Here is a 21,375-nt window from a genome sequence, read left to right as displayed (position 1 = left end):
AACCCGTGCGGGGACGCCTGGATCTCAGACGATTTTGCTGGTTTGTTTTATTTTGCACCCACCAGCTGGGCGCGAAGGCACCTAGTCTTTCTTCTCATCCTCCTCTATCATGAATGGCATCATAACAAAGAATGCCACTCCGGGGAACAGCACTGCGGTGTCTATTACTATCGCCATAGTTTGGGATACGAAATCCCAGTCGTTTGCCCTCCAGACACACGCTTGGAAGGTAAACACCACCGTCAAGGCGGCAATTACAGCGATACAGGTAGCGACGTCTCGCCACCTATCACTCTCAAAGGCCTTGTTGACCGTGGCTCCGAGAAGCCACGGTGCAAAAACAATGAAGATGGAGATAGTGTCAAGAAAAGAGCTCACGGCTCTTCCTTTCTTGTTGTATGAGGTGCCAGCCTTTGGCACCTCAAGCCTTCAAGTGTCTGACTTGAAGACGAAGCGCCTATGATAGCTGGTGCTATCAAAAAGGCTAATATACATATATATCATATAAGGATGTTAAAGTCAATACTTTTTACTAAAATTATGTCATAATATTAAAATTTATAATTATAACTATTACACTTACCGGAAACTAACTTCCCTAGTATCACAGTAAGATATACGTTACAGTGTGAGTAATGAAATATGATGAAGATGGAGGAGAGTGATGAGGTGCGGAGAAGGACTTCACTCAGCGCAGATCAAGATTCTGCGGGAGCTGCTATTTATGCCAGCAGCACGCTTCGCGGAGCTGCAAAAAGCCAGTGGACTAGAAAGTGATCATGTAAAATTTCACATCAAACAACTAGTCAAACTAGGCTATATCAACAAAATTGGTAATGCATACCAACTCAGCGTAATAGGCAAAGAATACGCTAACAAACTTGATACCGATGCCGGCGTGATTGAACGGCAGCCGAAAGTTGCCGTACTGCTTGTAGTTGAACAGTATAATCCCAAAACGCATATGGTAGAATATCTATTACAGAAACGACTGAAACACCCCTACTTCGGCTTTTGGGGCGCGCCAACCGGCAAGGTACGTTGGGGCGAAACACTGCTAGACGCTGCTACGCGCGAGCTAAAAGAAGAAACTGGACTAACTGGTACATTTGAATATCGCGGTATATACCATGAACGCGTACGCCATCAAGAGACAGGCGAAATCATTGAAGATAAATTATTCCAGCTAATGTTCTGCGATCGGTTTAGCGGTAAATTGCAAGTTGAATTTGATGGCGGACATAACGCATGGCGTACGCTTGAAGATATGATGTTAGAACCGAAAAAGTATAAAGGTTTTGAAACCGAAATAGCAGCATGCTTAAACAGCATACCGCTTACCGAGCGTATATATAACTATAGCGACAGCGAATTCTAATCCATAAAAGCCTACAAAGGAAATACCCCGCACTGGCTGTGCGGGGTGGTGCGACAAAAATCTCAGAGAAGATTATTTGTCGCGGGGGGCTACCCGCTCAAGAACGAGCGGGTAACCCCGTTCCCCGAAGAGTGGTAAAGACTACCACTCCTCGGGAACAGTGTCCCTCCTTTCTGCCTCCCGGAGGCGCGTATGCGTCTCCCTTTCTTCCCTGGTGGGAGAGGTAATCCTATCCCACATAAAGAGAAGAGCGGAAATAACAACGAGGACGATAAGGATATCCATCGGACATCCCCTTTCTTTTTGAGATACCAACTTTTGGTACCTCAGGCTCTCGGGAGCATCTGGCTCAACCGAGAGTGTGCTTAAATGATGGTTGTGCCATCACTTAAGGCTAGTTCATATAATAGCACGTTTACGAATAAAAGTCAATACTTTCGTAAAGGCTCACTACCTTCGCAACATCCTCTGCCTAAAAAAGCAGACTATCCTACACTAGATTAGTACCACCTAATCAGAAAGGAGTAGTCTGCTATGGCTTATTCTAACAATCCTTACGCTCCAAAGGCTAGACGAGCGGCAGTAGATCTGGTCATACGCCAAGGCATGAGTGTCGCTGAAGCTGCCCGCCGGAGCGGCGTACACCGGACGACGCTGTATCGATGGATAGAAAAAGCTAAGACCCTAGACTTAGCATGGAATGCTCATATACCGACCTTGTCTTCAGCGCCGCGGCATCATCCTCATACATTGCCAGACGAGATAGTTGCGGCTATTGTAACAGAAAGACAGCGGAGCGGCCGCGGTGCGTATTTTATTCATCTTGAGCTGCAAGAGCGCGGCGTAGCGGTATCACTCAGTAGCGTTAAGCGTACCTTGCGGCGCCAAGGTCTCACAAAAACCTATAAGCAAGTGGAAACGGCATCGGCCTTATATACCGCGCCCGCTAGCTAATAAACCAGGAGACTTAGTGCAGGCGGATACTATTCATTTCGTGCAAAGAGATGGCGGGCGCTTTTATGTCTATACACTCATAGATCTCTTTTCGCGTGCTGCCTATGCTGAGTATTCTCCCAAATGCAATCAGCGGGCGAGCTTTCATTTTGTTATGCGCGGACAAGATTATCTCGGTATCTCGCTGGCGATGCTACAAACCGACAACGGGCCAGAGTTTGGTAAATGGTTTCACGATCAACTGAATTCTAAAGGGATTGCCTTGCGCCATTCCAGAGTGCGCAAGAGTAATGACAATGCCCATATTGAGAGATTCAATCGTACTATCCAAGAGGAATGCTTATCTCCAAACATACGTGCATCAATTGTGCCGGAAAGGATTTATTGGTATCTCGCATACTACAACCAGTTCAGGCGGCACTCAAGCATTAATGGAAATTATCCGCTTGATCTATTGGATTGGCATAGCTGCTAATAAATGTGTCGCAAAGGTAGTGAGCCTGGTACGTACTTCTTGTGCTTTTATTGCTCCTGAATTACCAAATAAAGGTTTATTTCTTAGAAAAGGATAATATTTAAGGGGATAAGTTTATATAAATTCAATGCTCACCGGGCAGTGATCGCTACCCATTTGTTTGGCGTGAATTGCTGGGTTTTGTACATGCGGTGCGATTGCGGCAGATGCCAGCCAGTAGTCGATCCGCCAGCCAACGTTGCGCGCCCGGGCATTCGCCCAATGCGTCCACCAAGTGTAAGCGTTCGCTTCGTGCGGGTGGGCGGCGCGGAAGACATCAATAAACCCAGTATCAAGATATGCCTGAAAACCAGCGCGCTCTTCATTAGTAAAACCATGTTTGCCGGCGTTTGATTTCGGGTTTGCAAGGTCAATATCGGCGTATGCTACATTCATATCGCCGCAGTATAAGATCGGTTTAGCGACACCGTATCGCCCCGTCTCTAATTCTTGCAGGTATGCGAGACATGCGGCGTCCCAGCGCTGGCGTAGGCTCAGTCGGCTTAAATCGCCTTTGGAATTTGGCGTGTAGCACGTTACAAGCCAAAAATCGTCAAATTCTGCGGCGATAATGCGCCCCTCGTTGTTCGGATCACCATAGCGGTCGTCTGTTAGCTGGAATCGCTGGACGATATCGTTCGGAAAGCCGTCGCGGTAGCAGTGTGCTGGCGTTTTTGAGAAAATCGCTGTTCCTGAATAGCCTTTTTTTGTTGCCGAGTAGAAATGCTCAGTGTATTCAGGTAAGTCAATCTCTACTTGGCTGCGTGATGCTTTCGTCTCTTGTAAACAGATGATGTCAGGGCTGTATGTGCTAATGAATCGTGCAAACTCGCCTTTACTAATGACGGCGCGGATGCCATTAACGTTCCAGGAGAAAAGCTTCATGAGCTTAGTATAGCGCATGGGCGTGCTATTTATGTAATGCCCGGCAAGTATTAGGTTCAGTCAACTAACCCGGAACATCCAAAGTAAAGCGCAGGTAAGTCATCGGGTCCTCGAATAGCTTGGGGCGGTTGGCTCTTGCCATCCATTCTTTGCAGAGTTCTTCTAGTTGGTGGGTTAGGATGCGTTGTCCGTAGAGTTTGCGCATGTGGCGCTTGGCTACGCTCCAAATTAGCTCAGCTTTGTTGGTATTAGCAAAGTCGCCTCTGCTGTGGTTGTGGCTTTCATGCTCGTAGCCTAGGAGCGGTAATTCGTCGTAACCGTACCATTTGTCGGTAATAATTAGGCTGCCTGGTTTTACGCTGTCTTGGATGAACTGTTCAAGCACATCTTGGCTTCGTCCGTCATGGAAGCCGCCGGTTATACGCAAGGCTAAGCGCCCGGTATCCTGCTCAATGGCGCCAGTAACTATGTAGGTAGCTTGTTTACTCTTGAGCTTTGAGAAGTAGCTTTCGTCGGCTTGGATTAAGCCTTCTAGCATTGTTGCAGCGTCTGGCAGGTTCTCTCGAAAGCGGGAGAACCATCTAGCTACAGTTGGATAACTAACGCCAGCAAACAGTATAGCCGCCTCAACACTTTTACGATTCTGCCAGCACCAGATTAGCTTGAATAGTTGTTTGGACGACAGCTTCATGCCATACAGCCAGGAACCATGCCAGGCAGTGGCTCTGAGCTTTTTGCGGCATATTTTGCACCAGAGATATCTTGAGAGGTAGTTTTCTTGCAGCTCGCACCCGCAGAGCGGGCACGACACCTCCTCCCCAAAGACAAGCTTGTTGATAAGCCTCCAGCACTTCTTATTGCTGGCAAAGTTTGGTATGTTAGACATACGGAGCGTCCTTTCTGTACTTAGTTGCTTTACATCTCTAAGTATATGGGATGTTCCGTTTTAGTTTAGAGTATCCAAGTATTACCCCTCCAAAAAAATCATATGCTATCATATACCCTAATGACCAACCCACTTCCTAAGCTGGTAACGTTCGATGGCGATGCGCGCAGCGGCAAAGGTACGATCGTAAGCTTGGTAAAAGACTATATACGCGATGAGCTATCATTGCCCGTCATGCTGATCGATGCAGGGCAAGTCTTTCGCGTGCTCGTAGTGATGATGCAGGAATACGGCATAGACTTGGATGATCCAATAGCAATAGATACATTCCTCGCCGACAAGCATAACGAAGACGCCTGCGTACGCCGCGTGAAATTTGTATACCATCTGCCGCGGGCAGACCGCGATACGTTACTCTACACGCCAAAAATCAGCGCAAACAGCGTGAAGATTGGCGCTCGCCCGCGCAGCCAAGCATTCAAAGATGCACTATTGCGTAAATGGCTGCGCGATGCGCGCGAAGAAGGCGTAGAGATTGTACTGCTAGACGGGCGCGCACTCGGCGAAGTCGGCGAAGAGCTTGCCCGCGCCGGATTGTGCGAACATGTGCTTGATTTGTTTTTCGTGTGCGATCCGGTAGTAAGCGCCCAGCGTACGCTTGGTATGATGCCGCGTCCGTACGCCGAGTTAAATGCCGATGAACGCGCCCGCGTTGACGACCAGGTTGCACAGATTACTGCGCGCAACCATGCTGATCGTACGCGCTCAGTACAGCCTGTCGTACCGCCTGCTGGCGCGCTCACCTACTCTGTAGGCGAGCTGCCAACCATACTGCCGCTACGCTACCCTTGCCCTGCTGCTATTATTGATCGCAGTATAGAGCTGCCGCGCGAAACTATGGCGTTACCGGTTATTAGGCTAGTAGAAACATACTGCCAACCATCTGCATCTTAATTTAATTCCAAATGAAAAGCCCCCAGACAGAAGCACGAACCCCGGGCAATGATGCCCTAGAGCGGCTTCTGTCTGGGGGTGAGAGGCTAGGAGGGACTAGCCGGCGGTGTCGGCGTCGGGGGCGGTGTCGGCGTCGGGGGCGGTGTCGGCGTCGGGGGCGGTGTCGGCGTCGGAATCGGGATCGGCGTCGAAGCCTTCGACAATATCGTTAAAAACGATATTGTTAAGAAGCCTCTTATCAACTTTTGCGGTCTCAACGACCGCAAGCTCTTCAAGGAATTCCTTTATGCGTTCTAGTATGCTAGCGCTCCCTGACAGCAATGCTCCCGCGAACATCTGGATAAAGATGTTCAGAGTATCGTCTGCCTCATTAATAAAGAAGTTGTAGATCACCTCCGGAAGCTCAGACCTAATGAGCCTGAGCTCATTCCGCACCTCCTTCCCGAGGATGACGCTATAGGACACGATATTAGGAATCGTGTCCTCGAAGACAAAGAACTCGTCGAACTCGTCGAACGTGTCGTCCATGTTTTGCCTCTCTTAAAGACCTGATCTCATGCGGGATTGCGATGAGATCCTGAAGTAATATACTATGTTTGTTTGGGTTGGCCAAGGGGTTTCCTTGACATTATTTAAATAAAGATGGTACAACGACTGTAACCGATCGCACACATCATATATTCTTTGTGTGATGATCGTCTATAAATTTATGTTACAGACAAGGCTTAGTCTCTATTTGAGTAATTGCCGATATAGCTTGATATATGCGCGTGCAGTTGTCTCTGGTGACAACTCACGGAAGACGGACTTCGTGCCAATGCTTAGGCGATGGCGGGTTGACTTATCAGATAATTGGCGCATACCGGCGGCGAGCGTCTTGCAAGACGGCTTAACGAGCAGGCTGTTGTTTGGGTGTAGCCCGACGTCAAGCCGGTCGTCGCAGTACAATACGGGTAATCCGGCAGCGAGTGCTTCTGTAATGACGATAGGCTGGTTGTCGAAGCGGTATGACGCGAGAATGAATATATCGGCATCGCGCAGATGCTGTACGATCTCTTGCTGGCTGCCGACGTGCCCGGTGAACGTAATGCGTGTATCGCCCCGGGCGTGGGCGCGCAGAGCAGCAAGCTCTGCGCCGTCCCCGATAATGACGAGTTCGCTGTCTGGAATATCTGCTTGGCGAAATGCGTCAATAACGACCGCGAGGCGTTTTTCCTTGACGATGCGGCTGACGCTTACGAACCGCAATGCATGTGATGTCCGCTTGCGCCTTGTCTTCGCGATAATCGCCTCAAACGAGCGGCTATAGCCGGTAGGAATACTAGCATTTGGAATATGCATACTAGCGCCGGCAGCCTGAATGTAGCGCAGCATGTAGCGTGATGGCGTAGTAATAGCATCAACGCTTGTCGCCATAAGCGCTTGCGATCGCCAGTCAAACAACCCGAGCGGCGACTCTTCGTGCAGTATAGCGCGATTGATTGTAGCTAGGGCTTGCGTACTGCCACGGATGCGCCGTAGTTTGTATGCGCCTAGCCGGTAGCCGATGCTGCCGAGGAATGCGACAATCGGTGCTGTACTGTGTGCGCCCGCCATGTTGGTGTGAAAGGTATGTATGTGCGGAATGTGCTGTATGCGTGCGATATGTGCTGCTAACCGCACGGCACCAGTGTCGGTTTGACTATGGATAACATCGAATTTATGCTTGCGTGAAATCTGTTTAGCGAGGGCATGGGTGCTGACAATAATTCGCGTGTGCTTTGGCAGACCCGGGAGGCGATATGACGGCAGGCGAATCGTTTCAGCGTTTACGGGTGGCACTAGCTGTACGGCAGGTGCGAGCAGCGTGACGCGGTGCCCTAAACGCACCAGCTCTTCAATTTGCATTTGTACGGAACGACTAACGCCGCTGGAATCAGGAAACATATCCTCAAGCACGAGCGCAATATGAAGCGTTTGCATACTTGCATTATACAATATGCAGTAGCTTTTTTGCCGCATGCGCTCTATAATACGATGGCATGAAACGATCAACACGACCGCCAAGCTTGAGGCAGATCGCTAAGACGCTCGGCTGCGAAGAACGTCAGCGAAACGGAATCTGCTGGTTGGAGTGCAACACGAGAGCCAGCAAAGTTGCGGTTGTAGTTCATGGCGTGACGGGTGGCAAAATTGACATGATGCCGCTTGCTAGGCAGTATGTACGCGCCGGTTACGCTGTATACGCCGTTGATTTGCCGGGGCATGGCGGCTCGGAGCTGCCGGAACTGCGGTCATACGACGATTTAGCGGCATGGTTAGCACGTGCAGTTGACACGATTGGGCGAACACCGGATTTACTGAGCAGTAATTCGTATGGCTCGTCTGTAGTGTATCGTTATATGGTTAACGGTTTGTTGCCGCAAAAAACGCGCGTTGTGCTTGCTTGCCCGACACCTCATACGTCGCATGTTGCGAATGCGCTACAAACTGTTTCGGTGCACGTGCCAAAAAAAGCGAGCTGGGCTGTATACAATATCTACCTTGGTCGGCTGATTCGCGGCGCGGTTGTTATGAGTTCGCATGATCGCACTGCATGGTCGTGGTTTCTTGAGTCTGAAAAATACAAAAAAGCAACAACGACGTCGCAAGTATCAAACGTATTGTCAACGTTGCTCTATAACGATAACCCATTTACGGCTTCCCCTTCCCTAGAAGTTCAGCGGCGCGTTACGGTCGTGATGGGGGCAAGAGATAGGGTCGTCTCCGAGAAGGCGCGCAGTGCGATGCGCCAGCTTTTACCTGAGGCGAAGATCCGTATCGTACCAAGTGCCGGTCATATTCTGCACTTTGAAGCTTGGCGCGATTTGCTGCCTGACGAGCCGGGCGCGCGCAATATGATATACTAAGGGATAGTTATGAGAATTGGACTGTTTATCGACGATTATTTACCGTCGGTGCACGGCGTGGCAACGTCGACAGCAACATACAAGCAAGCACTAGAGGGTTTAGGGCACGAGGTGTTTGTTGTTGCTCCGAAAGTCGAAGATTATGACGATTATGAAGACCACGTAATTCGTATGCCATCGTCAAAGAATTATGTGTTTGAAAAGCGCGAAATGGCATATATTTACCCAGGGCTTGCAAAACGCCTTGACGAATATGACTTTGATGTCGTACATAGCCAGACGCAGTTTTATTTAGGCGTGTTAGCGCATAGCGTTGCGAAGCGCCAGAATATTCCGCATGTCACGACAATCCATACGCTCTACACCGAGCTCATCGACGATTATCCGTTTATGGTGACGGCGGGGTTGATCGCAGCAACGGTAGCGTTTCCCGTAGTGTTGAGAACGAAGCCGATTATGCCGAAAATGTCGCGCGAGCAGATTCGCGAGCTTGATCGCAGTAAGATCAAAGATATGCTATCGCGTCAAGGCTGGCGTCTGACGGCAGCGTTCGCGAATAAATGCGATGCGTGTTTATCACCGTCGAAACATTTAGCGAAGATTCTAGTCGACGAAGGCGGCTTGACGACGCCGTATTATATTTTCCCGAATAGTATTGATACAAAAAAATATCGTTATGCGCGTGCTATAGACTCACCAATTACAAAAAAGCGCGGTGAAAAATTTATCATTTGCGTGGCGCGGCTTAGCCCAGAGAAGCGGCAAATGGCGCTTGTTGAGGCGATGCCTCACATTACCGATAAGACGATTAAACTCGTACTTGTCGGCGGCGGCCCATACGAACGCGAATTGCGTAAGCGCGTGGCGGAATTAGAGCTAGAAGACCGCGTGATATTTACGGGGATGTGCTCAAGCGCGCAGGTAGCATCGTTGCTTAAGCAGGCAGACGTGTTTGCGCTTGCGTCGTATCATTTCGATAATCAGCCGATGACGTTTTTGGAAGCGGCAGCAGCAGGCTTGCCGATTGTATACTGTGATGAGCGTTTGACCGAAGCGCTTACGCCGAAGAATTCAATTTTGACCGACGGAATTGAAGGTGAAGATTTTGCGCGCGTCTTTACTGACATGCTTAACGACCGCGAAAGGCTTAAGCGCTTGTCAGCAGGCGCGTTGCGTGTCGCTAAAGCGTTTGACTCTGAAACGATGGCGAAAAAACTTGTTGAATTGTATCAGCGCCTGATTGATGCGCGGCGGGAACTTGGGGAATAACTTAAAGTTTCATAAAACCTGAACGCTTGAGTCTTAAGCGTGTTTTGTTGCCTGCTGCGCTCTTGCCATGTGAATATGGTGCATCTGATCGCGATAACTTATTGACGCATTCTTAGCGCATCAGCCGCTTTGCCTCGCGGTCTTGGTCGCGGCGTTTGATAGTTTCGCGTTTATCGTAGCGCTTTTTGCCTTTACCGAGCGCGATAACGAGCTTGATAAATCGTCCCTGTGTCAATAATTTTGTCGGCACGATTGTCATGCCTTGCGTACGGCTTGCGGCGAGCTGATCAATTTGCTTGCGGTTTGCAAGCAACTTGCGCGGGCTTGTATCAACCGTGCGCGCTTCGGGCTTGCCGCGCTCGTTATGACGCAGACTGAAACTAGCGTTATTTAGCCATAATTCCCCATTTTTTACTGTAACGAATGCACCTTTTAGTTGTACATGCCCGTCACGGGCGGCGCGCACCTCAAGACCAGTCAGCGCTAGTCCTGCAATAATCTCGTCGCCCAACGTATAATCAAATCGTGCCCGTCTGTTAACGATCGCGGACGAACCAGTGTGTTTTTTGCCGTGTGGACGCTTCTTGCTCATGCTGTAACTAATTATATCAGAGATATGTGGTGGTAATTTAGTCTATAGAGTTATCGCCGTTATGTTTCCTGATAATCTGTTCAAGCCGTGCCAGCCATCCTTCCAAAGATGAAAAATCGCAAGATTGTCGAGCGCGCGAAATAATGCCAAGCACCTCTTGTCTCGTTATCGTATTCGCTACTTCTTTCGGGCTTGCTGACTCTAGATATTCGATGAGCGCCGTGAAGCCATCGAATGCTCTGATTGATTCGTAACCATGGCATTGTTTACTAATCTCTGACCGCAACCCTTTTTTATCAAATGGCCTGCATAAATTACCATATTGTGAATCGTGGCTGTCATCGTCGGGGTCTTCCGCCGGACTTAATGTAATAATTTCTCCCATAACGTCGTATTATCGTAATTTTTGTGATTTGTGTCAAGACTGTCTCGTGATACACTATTCCGTATGATTGCCGACGTCCATATTACTGAGAAATCGTTTGGCCCTACGGTGTTGATGGCCGGAGTGAAGTTTAGTGTGGATGACGGCGAGAAAGTCGGGCTCATCGGACGCAATGGCGCAGGAAAAACGACGCTATTTGGCATATTGACAGGCGCGGATAAAGATTTCACGGGTAGCGTGATTTTTCGTCGCGGCAGCGTGGTTGTAGCAACGGCGCAAGAGCATCACGATATTGGTGACATAACAATGTTGGAGTACATCTTGAGCGGGCTGCCGGAGTACGCACGATTGCGGCATATTCTGCATACCTATCCCGAGACGATGGGTAGTGACATGGCGAAGATTGAAAAATATACGCAAGCGCTTGATCGGTTTGGGCAAAAAGGGTTCTATCAAATTGAGGAGCTTGTGACCGAAGAGTTGAGAAATTTTCAAATGGACGGTATGGCGGAATGTCCCCTCGCCTCGCTAAGTGGTGGCCAGAAGCGGCTGGTTGAGGTCGTGAAAATTATGCACGCGCAAGCGGATTTGGCACTGATTGACGAACCGACCAATCACATGGATTACCTAGCAAAGAAGCAGTTTATCGATTGGATGAAAACATCAAAACAGGCGATGCTGGTGATTACGCATGACCGCGACGTACTGAAAGAAGTTGATCGAATTATTGAGCTGAAGGACGGTGCGACGGTAAGCTTTGAAGGAAACTATGACGCGTATTTGAAACATAATGCATTCGCGACGGGCAACGCGATGAATGAATATGAGACGGTGGCGCGGCGGATCGCGAATCTAAAAGATAAAGTACTGCAGTTTCGGCGCATGAAAGAACGGGCGCGCGACCCCGATACGATTAAACAATTCAAGCGACGCGAGAATCAAGCATCGATAGAGCTAGCGGAGTTAGAAAAAATCGAAAAGCCAACCTTTTGGATTGACCGTGAGCATGTAGCGCAGTTGGATTACAAGGTGGCGGATCGTTACCAAAAATTCAAGGCGCGTAACATCCATTTGCGTATGAAGGATGGTGCGATGCGCTCGCGGCGCAAACTTGTTGAGGCGCGCGATGTGGCACTTGGATATGGCGATGTACTGTTGTTTGAGGGCGTGAATATTGATTTGCGCGAAGGCGAAGCAGTAGAGCTGCGCGGGCGCAACGGAACAGGCAAGACAACGTTGATTCGGGCATTGCTAGCAAGCCCTGCTCAGGGCTCAAACGTAGCGCCTGTACTTTATGGCGGTACACTTAATCTTGACCCGCATGTGCGCGTGGGCGTATACGAGCAGGAAATCACGTCGACGTATCTGAATATGCCGTTACACGATGCGATTGAGCAAATGTATATTGACCGCAAGCTGGCAATTGGCGAGACAAAAATCCGCCAGCTAATGGGCGATTATCTGTTTACTGATGCTGACGGTATGACGCCGCTTGTTCGGTTGAGCGGCGGACAGAAAGCACGGTTCCAGATCATTAGTATGCTGGCAAATGATCCGCAGCTGCTAATCCTAGATGAACCAACGAACCATTTGGACTTGCCGAGTATTGAAGAGCTAGAGATGGCGCTTGAGCGCTATTCAGGCGCAATACTTTACGTTAGCCACGACGATTATTTCCGCCGAAAGATCGGTGGCACGGTTGTACAAATTAGCGCGGTGTAGGCTAATAGACTTCTCTCCTTTAGGCTATAGATAGCGTTGGCTGAATCCCCTGCTGATTATTGCAAATAGCACAAAAAGAAAATAGCCCCCGAAACAGCTCAAGCCGAACTTCGGACAAAAAGCCCGAGAGCGTTTACAAGAAAGCGCTCAATCAGGTCTAATGCTGAGTCGGCGAGCTATTTCGGGGGCGAGAACTAGTAGTCTCTGGTTGCCACATGCAGCAACCAGAAGACTACCATAGCTAGAGATACGAGCAAAAATGCTCGGAAGAAAGAAATTGCTGGAACGTTCTCCAACCCGGATGCATGCAGCGCACCCAGAATGATCATAATAAACCACGCCTGAATGGTAACGATAATCGCCAGGCAGGCGACAATCGCAATAATGAACAAAGTAACAATGAGGGCAGTTCCCATTGCTCTACTCCTCTCTCTAGCTTAAAGAGCGACCTCTCCGCGCGAGATTGCGCGAAAAGTTATTCCATATATACGATATATGATTATACTTAGTCAAGCATAAGCTGGGTAAGAAGGTACCTTACCCCAACCCAAAACACCAACACCCTCCAAACCTGCACCCATACAACGCCTCAAGTATAGCTATCTGCCCTTTCTTAAGTACGAAACGTTTATTATTCGTCTGCTTACCTATTTGCTTATCTATCTGTTTACTCATCTGTTTGCTCATCCATTCGTCTATCCATCGTTCATTCATCCATTCATTCGTCTATCCATTTACTAACTAACTTAATTTACCTTAAAACTTAACTTAACTTACTTCGTCTGCCTACCTGTTTGCTTACTTCAATTATTATTTATACTAATCTTCCTAAACTATTTACTTAATTCTCTCTACCTCTCTCTACCTCTCTCTACCTCTCTCTACCTCTCTCTACCTCTCTCTACCTCTCTCTACCTCTCTCTACCTCTCTCTACCTCTCTCTACCTCTCTCTACCTCTCTCTACCTCTCTCTACCTCTCTCTACCTCTCTCTACCTCTCTCTACCTCTCTCTACCTCTCTCTACCTCTCTATAAGTAGTTCTTTAACAACTCCTATGCTCCTATACTCCTAACTCTCTATAGCTCTTTAATGATATTCTCTATAGTTCTATAGTTCTATAGTTCTATAGTTCTATAGTTCTATAACTCTATAACTCTATAACTCTATAACTCTATAACTCTATAACTCTATAACTCTATAACTCTATAACTCTATAACTCCCATAGTTTCATAGTTCCATAATCCCATATAATTCTTCCTCATAATTCTTACCATAATTCTCCTCTATATATTTATATATAAAAGAAGAGAAAAAAGAATAAAAGATAACAGAGGTAAAATAGATAAAAAATACCGGATATCGATATCCGGTATTTTTAGGCTAAGAGAATAGCTAAAATTATTGGATGTTTATGGGTAAGAGTAAGGATAAAAGTAAGGGCAAGAGTGATAATGATTGGATATTTGTGAGTAAGAGCAATAGTGAGGGTGATAACGATGATAGTGATAGTACTACTCTAACGTCAGTGAAGATAATCTAAGGCTGGCCTTATGTTTTGTTAACAGTACATAGGGTATTAGCTGTTTACACCGAGCTTAGCTCGTCGGTATACCCTGCTAAACGAGACATGCTGGGATATCTCTTTCTTTGATTAGTTGTTTACTATATAGCTAGAACTAATTTTACTAGAGGTGTTTTGGGTTAGGTTAATGTACCCTAGGCAAGCAACCCTTTATCGTGCAGTGCTGCGTCAATCTTAGCGCGATCAAAACCGCGGACAATAATACCGTCAATGTCGGTAACGGGGACGCTACTAGTACTGCTGTCGACTTTGGTGAGCAGCTCGTCCATCGCACCTTCGTCAGTTTCAATATCGCGTACGGTAAATGGTACGCCGAGGTGTTCTAGATATTGTTTTTCGGTCTTGCAAAATGCGCACCAGGCGGCACTATAAATAATAACGTGTGATTGTGTAGTTTTTGACATTATGACCCCTTTTCGTTAACCGTAATCATTATACACACAATATGTAGCGTACGCAAGAGCTTATTGAACGCTAGATGTGTCGCTTGTCAAGTACCAACCGCCGTCAACAGGTGACTGATAGCAAGTAAGCCTCAAGTCTAAATGGTACTTTTGTAGTTCGCGAATAGCACGCAGGGCATCGCTGCGGCTAGCGAAGCGCTTTTTCTCAGGCGCTCGGGCGGAATTATTGCGGTAGCGCTGGTGCTTAGGAGTGCGATTACGGCGTGGCATGTTTGTAGTATACGAGCTTCGGGCTTTACAGACAATCTGGTTGCCTGATACAATTAACTGCGTATGAGTAAACCCTTTGGCGATAGCGGCAGCCGTGCGGCGGGCGCCACATCCTCTGCAAGCGTGCCGGTGCCGGCGATTATGGCGACGATGGCAGGCACGACGTGGCGTATGTTTACGCCGAGCGTCGGCCTGACGCTGGCTGGCGTGTGGCTAGATATGCAGTTTGGTACGAAACCATGGCTAATGTTTGGCGGTATCGCGCTAGGGTTTGCTGGCGCGTTTGTGCTCGTAAGGCGGCAAATCATTGGTGGTGCGCGACGAAAGGCGGTACGGGCATAATGATATCTAACAGTACAACATTGGTATCTAGTGCAAGTGCGACGGTGACTGACACTGTTATGGCGACATTTGCGGCGGCTAGTCCGCATATCTCGGTAAAAGCTGATACAGTCGCAACGATTGGCGGATTTACAGTAACGAATTCGCAGGTGCTCGGCGCGTTTGGACTAATCGTGCTCGTGTGGCTGATGTTTCGGATGCGCTTGGCGGTACTGGGGCGTAAAAAACATACATTTGCAACGCGCTTGATGCAGTGGACGTTTGAAGGGCTGTACGGCACAGTTAAGCAGGTGATCCAAGATGAGGTGTGGGCGCGACGAGTTGCACCGTTAACGATTACGATATTCTTTTTTGTGGTGGCACAATATTGGTTAGGCTTGTTGCCTGTTGTTGGCCCGATCACAGTTGGCGAGCACGGCACTCCCCTATTGCGTGGTGGCGTAGCGGACTTAAACATGACGTTTGGATTGGCGATCGTGACTATTGTCGCGGCGCAGGTGTATGCGTTTAAGTATATGGGCTTTCGTGGTAATATGGGGCGTTACTTTGTAAACCCGCTGCGTGATCCGATTATGTCGTTTGTCGGTATCTTGGAACTGGTAGCAGAGTTCTCGCGCATGTTGGGTCTGAGTTTCCGCTTATTCGGCAATGTATTAGCCGGTGAGATTCTACTGATAGTAATTTCATATATGGCACAGTTTGCTTCTCCGGTAGCGCTTCAGCCGTTCTATTTCTTTGAACTGTTCATTGGCGGTATTCAAGCGTATATTTTCTTTATGTTGTCAACAGTGTTTATTTCCCTGGGTCTTGTGCCGCATGGCGACCATGATGAGTCTCATAATACACCCGATCATTCTCTTACTGATAATTCAAAATTAGCAGCAGAGGGTGAAGTATAAAACGATAACAGCATAATTTATAAGGAGAATATCAATTATGGAAGCACTAGCATTTACTCTTACCTACATAGTTCCAGCGGCATTTGCAGCAACTGGTGCAGCAATTGTCGCCGCGTCAGCGCTGAAGGCGGCTGGGCGTAATCCAGAAAAGATTAACGATTTGCGCACAATGATGGTGCTCGGTATTTCGTTTATTGATGCGATCGCAATTATCGGTTTCGTTGCAGCGATTGTCGGAAAGGTTATGTAGTAGCAGGGGTACATCGTGATAGAAAGTGTGACACAGTTTGCGGCGGTGCACGCGGAAAAAGCGGATATGTTCACGTCGCTCGGACTTGACTGGAAGGCGCTTGGCTCGCAAACGGTTGCGTTTCTAGTATTGCTCGTTTTACTCCGCAAGTTTGTGTATCCGCCGCTTGTTGAGACGCTGGATAAACGGGATGCCGAAGTTAGAGCGGGCGCCAAAGCAGCACGGCAGGCACAGAAAGCGGCCGACGAAAGCGAAGCGCGCACCGCAGCAATGCTTAAAGATGTACAGCGTAAGTCGCGGGCGATTGTGTCGTCGGCAAAGCAAGAAGCGGCAGATATGATAGCCGATGCTGAGGCAAAAGCGTCATCACAAGCGAAGCAGATTATTGAGAATGGGCGGCGTGATGTGGCGGCAGAATTAGCAGCAGCAAAGAAAAATTTGCGCAGCGAAATGATTGACTTAGTGGTTGAGGCGACTGCGAGCGTAACGCGCCACACTGTTGATGCGCGCAAAGATAAGCAGCTGATTGAGGAAAACCTCAGGGAGCTGCAATAAATGGCGCAGGTGATTTCGCGGCGACGAATTGCGAGCTACGCGGCTGATGTATTGACGGCGGGTGGCGATTGCGGTTTATTGCTGCGCGAAATTGCGGCGTATTTGATCGAAACAAAAGCGACGCGTACGGCGAATTTGGTTGTCGCAGCGATTGAAGAGGAGTTGCAAGCGCGCGGCGTCGTCGTCATTGAAACAATTTCGGCGCACCAGCTAAGCAATGAGCTGCGCGCGCGTATACGTACACTCGCTGGAGGGCACGAGACGCATTTTCGCGAGCGCATCAATCCGGATGTTATTGGCGGCGTGAAAATTACCTTGCCCGATAGCGAGTTTGACGACACGATTCAACGTAAATTAATCGCCCTCAAGGGCGCGAAGTAAAGGAGCAATATGGCTGATAACGCAGTGGCGGAATTGTCTGAGAGCCTGCGGCGGGCGATCGCGGGACTTGAGGCGAAAGAAGGATTAGAAAAAGTCGGTATCGTGACACGCGTCGGCGACGGCGTAGTTTGGGTATATGGGCTGCGCCAGGCGGGCTATTCGGAAGTGCTGGAAGTGCAAACAGCTAACGGTATTGTCGAAGCGTTCGTGCTGAACCTGATGGAAGACGAAATCGGCGCAGTGCTGCTAGGCAGCGACCAGGGTGTAGCGGCTGGCGATAGAGTCAAGCTGAAGGGCGAAGTGCTTAGCGTGCCGGTTGGCGAAGAATTGCTTGGACGAGTGGTCAATCCGCTTGGACAACCGCTTGATGGTGGCTCGGAGATTAAAGCAAAACATCGTTTGCCGGTAGAGCGCGAAGCTATTGGCGTGATGGGTCGAAAGAGCGTGCACGAGCCGCTGATGACTGGTATTATGTCGATTGATGCTATGTTCCCGATTGGGCGTGGACAGCGCGAGTTAATTATCGGCGACCGTCAGACGGGCAAGACCGCTATTGCGCTTGATACGATGATTAATCAAGCGCGCCAAAAAACCGGCGTTGTTAACGTGTATGTAGCGATTGGTCAGAAATTATCAAAAATTGCCCGACTGGTCGAACGCCTGAAGTCCGAAGGCGTGATGAATCAAACAATTGTTGTGGCAACGAGTCCGAGCGACTCAGCTTCCCTGCTATATTTGGCGCCATACGCCGGCACGTCAATGGGCGAATACTTCCGCGATAGTGGTAAGCATGCACTAATGATCTACGATGACTTAACGAAGCACGCCGTGGCATACCGCCAGATGTCGCTACTGTTACGCCGCCCGCCGGGTCGCGAAGCGTTTCCGGGCGATGTATTCTACCTGCACTCGCGTTTGTTGGAGCGTTCTGCAAAATTATCAGATGAATTAGGCGCCGGGTCGTTAACTGCCCTTCCAATTATCGAAACGCAGGCAGGTGACATCTCTGCTTACATTCCGACCAATGTGATCTCTATTACAGACGGCCAGATTTTTATGGAGACAGATCTGTTTTATCAAGGCATTCGCCCGGCAATTTCTGCAGGCTTGAGCGTGTCGCGTGTCGGTGGTGCTGCACAAACAAAGGCGGTAAAGTCGGTCAGCGGCAACCTAAAGCTTGGCCTCAGCCAGTTCCGCGAGCTTGCGAGTTTTGCGCAGTTTGGTTCGGATTTGGACGACGCGACGAAATCGCAAATTGAGCGCGGCCAGCGCTTAACAGAGCTGCTCAAACAGCCGCAGTATCAGCCAATGAGCGTTTGGGAGCAAGTTGCATCAATCGCGGCAGTGAGCGAAGGGTTATTCGATGATGTGCCGGCAGCAAAGATTAAAGAGGCGCAGCAAGCACTATTGGAGCGCTTGTGGGCTGAACACAAAGATGATATGCGCGCGCTTGCAAAGGGTGATAAAAAATTTGGCGAAGATGAAAAAATTGCAAAAATCGTGAGAGACGCTGCTAAAGCAATTGCGAAAGGGTACGAGGAGTAAATGGCGTCTACCCAGCAACTAAAATCGCGCATTCGCTCGGTGAAAAGCACGAAGCAAATCACTAAGGCGATGCAGATGGTAGCGGCGAGCAAGATGCGCCGAGCGCAAGAGGCGACAAAGAGCTCGCAGGCATATACAGTAGCGGCACGCGAACTGCTGACTTATCTAGCGGCACAAGGTGCGACGAACGGACATAAATGGTTCACGGTGCGTCCAGTGAAGTCTCGCTTGCTTATCGTCGTCGCGAGCGATAAGGGTTTGGCGGGCGCGTATAATGCAAATATTCTGAAGTCTTACGTGCACGAGCTGAAGTCCGACGATGCGGCAAATATTGCAAATAAAACGATTGCAGTAGGGCGTAAAATTGCTCAGGCGGCAACGCGCATCAAAGACACGGAAATAGTCGGTACCTATGAGGATCTGCCGGATCATTTTTCGGGTGCTGAGTTTCACGCGATTCTGAACACTGCGAAAGATATGTTTGAAGCGAATCAAGTTGATGCTGTGGACGTCATTTTTACGCGGTTTGTTAGTAGTCTAACGCAGCGAGCAGACGTAGTACGCCTGTTCCCTGCTGGCTTCACGCCAACTGATAATGTGCAGCCTGATATTGCCGAAGCAAGATTTGAACCGAGCCCGAAGCAGATTATCGACGATATTGCCTATCGGTTAATTAGTGCGCGCCTGTTCCAGGCATTGATGGATTCGCGCGCCAGCGAGCATAGTATGCGCATGCTCGCTATGAAAAACGCTACCGATAACGCGACTGATCTTGTTGATGCGCTGACACTTGAAATGAATAAGGCGCGACAAGCGGCAATTACGCAAGAGTTGACAGAGATTAGCGCTGGCGTGGAGGCAATGCGATGACGAGAATAGCACAACTGGTGAACCAGTATAATCCAGATTTGGTTGATGTTACGATTTGCGGGTCAATGGCGCATCAAGAGAAATTCGCGGCAGTCGCTCGAACGCTTGAAGCAGCCGGGCTGCGTGTTCGTGTTCCCGCTATTGAGGAAAATGTCGACTGGTCATCGCTCACTGAGGATCAGGTGCTTGCAAAGAAAAAAGATTATATGGATCGGCATTTTGCGAATATTGCGCGCTCGCGTGCGATATTAGTGTGTAATTATGAAAAGAATAACAAACCTGGCTATATTGGCGTAAATACGCTGATGGAGATGACAGTGGCGTATATAAGCGGCGTACCAACGTATTTACTTGAAGAGCCTGATGGCGGTGTGAGTACGAAAGCGCCTGAAATTGCGGCACTTGGCGGAATTGTGTTGCCTAATGGTGATGTTGCAGAATTGATTGACGTATTGAAACAAGGAGAAGGTCATGAGTAAAAAAGTAGGAAAAATTATCCAAATCATGGGCGTAGTAGTTGACGTCGAGTTTAACGACACAGAATTGCCGGCGATTTACGACGCGCTAACGGTTACCCGTGGCGAGCAAATAGTCACGTTAGAGGTGGCGCAGCATCTAGACAGGCATACGGTGCGAACCATTAGCCTACAAAGCACTGACGGCTTGCGGCGCGGGCAGGACGTAACGGCAACGGGTGCGCCGATTAGCGTGCCGGTTGGTGAAGCGACTCAGGGGCGAATGTTCAATGTGGTTGGTGAACCGATTGACGGTGAAAAAATCGCAAAGGATGTACGTCGCGCGCCGATTCACCGCCAACCGCCTGAGCTGACTGAACAGTCAAACAAGACGGAGATTTTAGAAACAGGCATCAAGGTGATTGATCTTATTGCGCCGCTTACCAAGGGCGGTAAGGCTGGTTTGTTCGCGGGTGCAGGTGTCGGCAAGACGGTGCTGATTCAGGAGCTGATTAATAATATTGCAAAGTTCCATGACGGCAACTCAGTATTTGCCGGTGTCGGCGAGCGTACGCGCGAGGGTAATGACCTCTACTACGAGATGAAAGACGCCGGCGTGCTCGACAAAACATCGCTTGTCTTTGGGCAGATGAATGAACCGCCAGGAGCGCGTCTACGCGTGGCGTTGAGCGGACTGGCGATTGCTGAAGCGTTTCGTGATGAAGGTAAGGACGTGCTATTGTTTGTTGACAATATTTTTCGCTTTACGCAGGCGGGAGCCGAAGTGTCTGCCCTGCTTGGTCGTTTGCCGAGTGCTGTGGGTTATCAGCCGAACTTGCAGCAAGAAATGGGTGCACTGCAGGAGCGTATTACTAGCACGAAAAAAGGCTCAATTACTTCAGTGCAGGCAGTGTACGTGCCGGCTGATGACCTAACCGACCCGGCGCCAGCGACGACATTCGCCCACCTGGATGCGACGATTGTGATGAACCGCGCATTGACGGAAATTGGTATTTACCCGGCAGTAGACGTGCTTGATTCTAGTTCAAATTCGCTTGACCCGGAGATTGTTGGCGACGAGCACTATGCTGTGGCGCGCGAAGTGCAGCGTGTGTTGCAGCAGTACAAAGAGCTGCAGGATATCATTGCTATTCTCGGTATGGAAGAGTTGTCGGACGATCAAAAACAGACCGTGGCGCGCGCCCGTCGTTTGCAGCGCTTCTTAGCGCAGCCATTCCATGTTGCCGAGCAGTTTACTGGAAACCCGGGTAGCTATTTCAAACTTGAAGATACAATTCGCGACGCTAAAGACATCTTGTCTGGTAAATATGATGACAAACCAGAGAACTGGTTCTACATGTCGCCTGTACCGCTAAGCGAGAAAAAGGACTAG

At 49.1% G+C, this 21,375-nt stretch carries 26 protein-coding genes; 16 read left to right on the top strand and 10 right to left on the bottom strand.

Going from position 1 to position 21,375, the window contains the following annotated elements; translation table 11 throughout:
* Positions 1 to 81: 81 nt before the first annotated feature.
* Positions 82 to 420 (bottom strand): hypothetical protein, encoded by a 339-nt coding sequence (locus J5A52_03320; GenBank protein ID QUB37156.1) that lies wholly within the window; start codon positions 418 to 420, stop codon positions 82 to 84.
* A gap of 304 nt (positions 421 to 724) precedes the next feature.
* Here J5A52_03320 and J5A52_03315 point away from each other — a divergent pair, with 304 nt between their 5' ends.
* From J5A52_03315 to J5A52_03305, 3 genes are all read left to right on the top strand, one after another.
* A complete protein-coding gene (locus J5A52_03315) occupies positions 725 to 1,378 on the top strand; it encodes an NUDIX domain-containing protein (protein QUB38004.1) in 654 nt (217 codons plus the stop codon).
* A 534-nt stretch (positions 1,379 to 1,912) separates the two neighbouring features.
* Positions 1,913 to 2,332, top strand: a complete 420-nt coding sequence (locus J5A52_03310; GenBank protein QUB37155.1) for a helix-turn-helix domain-containing protein — start codon at positions 1,913 to 1,915, stop codon at positions 2,330 to 2,332.
* Between the two features lie 16 nt (positions 2,333 to 2,348).
* Positions 2,349 to 2,807, top strand: coding sequence for a transposase (locus J5A52_03305; protein QUB37154.1), 459 nt, complete (start codon positions 2,349 to 2,351; stop codon positions 2,805 to 2,807).
* A gap of 114 nt (positions 2,808 to 2,921) precedes the next feature.
* On the opposite strand, the gene xth is transcribed toward J5A52_03305, so the two are convergent.
* Both xth and J5A52_03295 read right to left on the bottom strand, forming a co-directional pair.
* Positions 2,922 to 3,731 carry an exodeoxyribonuclease III gene (gene xth, locus J5A52_03300; protein QUB37153.1) on the bottom strand — a complete coding sequence of 270 codons (810 nt, stop codon included), beginning with the start codon at positions 3,729 to 3,731 and terminating at the stop codon, positions 2,922 to 2,924.
* A 64-nt stretch (positions 3,732 to 3,795) separates the two neighbouring features.
* A complete protein-coding gene (locus J5A52_03295) occupies positions 3,796 to 4,617 on the bottom strand; it encodes an IS1595 family transposase (GenBank protein QUB37152.1) in 822 nt (273 codons plus the stop codon).
* Between the two features lie 120 nt (positions 4,618 to 4,737).
* On the opposite strand from J5A52_03295, the gene J5A52_03290 reads away from it, so the two are divergent.
* Positions 4,738 to 5,571: a (d)CMP kinase gene (locus tag J5A52_03290; GenBank protein ID QUB37151.1), complete on the top strand. Its 834-nt coding sequence runs from the start codon at positions 4,738 to 4,740 to the stop codon at positions 5,569 to 5,571.
* Between the two features lie 96 nt (positions 5,572 to 5,667).
* Here the strand turns inward: J5A52_03290 and J5A52_03285 are convergent, their stop codons facing one another.
* Positions 5,668 to 6,099, bottom strand: coding sequence for a hypothetical protein (locus tag J5A52_03285; protein QUB37150.1), 432 nt, complete (start codon positions 6,097 to 6,099; stop codon positions 5,668 to 5,670).
* 204 nt (positions 6,100 to 6,303) lie between these two features.
* On the bottom strand, positions 6,304 to 7,533 hold the full coding sequence (locus tag J5A52_03280) for a glycosyltransferase (protein ID QUB37149.1): 1,230 nt from the start codon (positions 7,531 to 7,533) through the stop codon (positions 6,304 to 6,306).
* A gap of 59 nt (positions 7,534 to 7,592) precedes the next feature.
* Between J5A52_03280 and J5A52_03275 the strand changes: the two genes are divergently transcribed.
* Entirely contained in the window at positions 7,593 to 8,459 is an 867-nt protein-coding gene (locus tag J5A52_03275) for an alpha/beta hydrolase (GenBank protein QUB37148.1), read from the top strand.
* 9 nt (positions 8,460 to 8,468) lie between these two features.
* On the top strand, positions 8,469 to 9,728 hold the full coding sequence (locus J5A52_03270) for a glycosyltransferase (protein ID QUB37147.1): 1,260 nt from the start codon (positions 8,469 to 8,471) through the stop codon (positions 9,726 to 9,728).
* Between the two features lie 112 nt (positions 9,729 to 9,840).
* On the opposite strand, the gene smpB is transcribed toward J5A52_03270, so the two are convergent.
* Both smpB and J5A52_03260 read right to left on the bottom strand, forming a co-directional pair.
* Positions 9,841 to 10,320 carry an SsrA-binding protein SmpB gene (gene smpB, locus J5A52_03265; protein QUB37146.1) on the bottom strand — a complete coding sequence of 160 codons (480 nt, stop codon included), beginning with the start codon at positions 10,318 to 10,320 and terminating at the stop codon, positions 9,841 to 9,843.
* A gap of 37 nt (positions 10,321 to 10,357) precedes the next feature.
* Positions 10,358 to 10,705, bottom strand: a complete 348-nt coding sequence (locus tag J5A52_03260; GenBank protein ID QUB37145.1) for a hypothetical protein — start codon at positions 10,703 to 10,705, stop codon at positions 10,358 to 10,360.
* 63 nt (positions 10,706 to 10,768) lie between these two features.
* On the opposite strand from J5A52_03260, the gene J5A52_03255 reads away from it, so the two are divergent.
* The gene (locus J5A52_03255) at positions 10,769 to 12,427 is read left to right on the top strand and encodes an ABC-F family ATP-binding cassette domain-containing protein (protein ID QUB37144.1); all 1,659 of its coding nucleotides are present in this window, start codon (positions 10,769 to 10,771) and stop codon (positions 12,425 to 12,427) included.
* 194 nt (positions 12,428 to 12,621) lie between these two features.
* Here the strand turns inward: J5A52_03255 and J5A52_03250 are convergent, their stop codons facing one another.
* The 3 genes from J5A52_03250 to J5A52_03240 all read right to left on the bottom strand — a co-directional run bounded on the left by J5A52_03250 (position 12,622) and on the right by J5A52_03240 (position 14,685).
* Positions 12,622 to 12,843: a hypothetical protein gene (locus tag J5A52_03250; protein ID QUB37143.1), complete on the bottom strand. Its 222-nt coding sequence runs from the start codon at positions 12,841 to 12,843 to the stop codon at positions 12,622 to 12,624.
* A 1,302-nt stretch (positions 12,844 to 14,145) separates the two neighbouring features.
* Positions 14,146 to 14,418 carry an NrdH-redoxin gene (locus J5A52_03245; protein ID QUB38003.1) on the bottom strand — a complete coding sequence of 91 codons (273 nt, stop codon included), beginning with the start codon at positions 14,416 to 14,418 and terminating at the stop codon, positions 14,146 to 14,148.
* A 57-nt stretch (positions 14,419 to 14,475) separates the two neighbouring features.
* The gene (locus J5A52_03240) at positions 14,476 to 14,685 is read right to left on the bottom strand and encodes a hypothetical protein (protein QUB37142.1); all 210 of its coding nucleotides are present in this window, start codon (positions 14,683 to 14,685) and stop codon (positions 14,476 to 14,478) included.
* Between the two features lie 63 nt (positions 14,686 to 14,748).
* On the opposite strand from J5A52_03240, the gene J5A52_03235 reads away from it, so the two are divergent.
* From J5A52_03235 to atpD, 9 genes are read left to right on the top strand one after another with little or no spacing between them, the layout of a single operon-like run.
* Entirely contained in the window at positions 14,749 to 15,027 is a 279-nt protein-coding gene (locus J5A52_03235; protein ID QUB37141.1) for an AtpZ/AtpI family protein, read from the top strand.
* 59 nt (positions 15,028 to 15,086) lie between these two features.
* Complete coding sequence (locus J5A52_03230) at positions 15,087 to 15,926, top strand: F0F1 ATP synthase subunit A (protein ID QUB38002.1); 840 nt, start codon at positions 15,087 to 15,089, stop codon at positions 15,924 to 15,926.
* Between the two features lie 37 nt (positions 15,927 to 15,963).
* The gene (locus J5A52_03225) at positions 15,964 to 16,176 is read left to right on the top strand and encodes a H(+)-transporting ATPase (GenBank protein ID QUB37140.1); all 213 of its coding nucleotides are present in this window, start codon (positions 15,964 to 15,966) and stop codon (positions 16,174 to 16,176) included.
* A gap of 15 nt (positions 16,177 to 16,191) precedes the next feature.
* Complete coding sequence (gene atpF, locus J5A52_03220; protein ID QUB37139.1) at positions 16,192 to 16,731, top strand: F0F1 ATP synthase subunit B; 540 nt, start codon at positions 16,192 to 16,194, stop codon at positions 16,729 to 16,731.
* Positions 16,732 to 17,112, top strand: a complete 381-nt coding sequence (locus J5A52_03215; GenBank protein ID QUB37138.1) for a F0F1 ATP synthase subunit delta — start codon at positions 16,732 to 16,734, stop codon at positions 17,110 to 17,112. It begins immediately after the preceding gene.
* A gap of 9 nt (positions 17,113 to 17,121) precedes the next feature.
* Positions 17,122 to 18,657, top strand: coding sequence for a F0F1 ATP synthase subunit alpha (locus J5A52_03210; protein QUB37137.1), 1,536 nt, complete (start codon positions 17,122 to 17,124; stop codon positions 18,655 to 18,657).
* The gene (atpG, locus tag J5A52_03205) at positions 18,658 to 19,527 is read left to right on the top strand and encodes an ATP synthase F1 subunit gamma (protein ID QUB37136.1); all 870 of its coding nucleotides are present in this window, start codon (positions 18,658 to 18,660) and stop codon (positions 19,525 to 19,527) included.
* Positions 19,524 to 20,006, top strand: a complete 483-nt coding sequence (locus J5A52_03200; GenBank protein QUB37135.1) for a hypothetical protein — start codon at positions 19,524 to 19,526, stop codon at positions 20,004 to 20,006. The genes atpG and J5A52_03200 overlap by 4 nt, the downstream gene beginning before the upstream one ends.
* A complete protein-coding gene (atpD, locus tag J5A52_03195) occupies positions 19,999 to 21,375 on the top strand; it encodes a F0F1 ATP synthase subunit beta (GenBank protein QUB37134.1) in 1,377 nt (458 codons plus the stop codon). Before J5A52_03200 ends, atpD begins: the two co-directional genes overlap by 8 nt.

Origin of the sequence: TM7 phylum sp. oral taxon 349 (assembly GCA_018127705.1) — a bacterium.
Classification (GTDB): domain Bacteria; phylum Patescibacteriota; class Saccharimonadia; order Saccharimonadales; family Saccharimonadaceae; genus Saccharimonas.
This window is presented reverse-complemented; position numbering and strand designations above follow the sequence as displayed.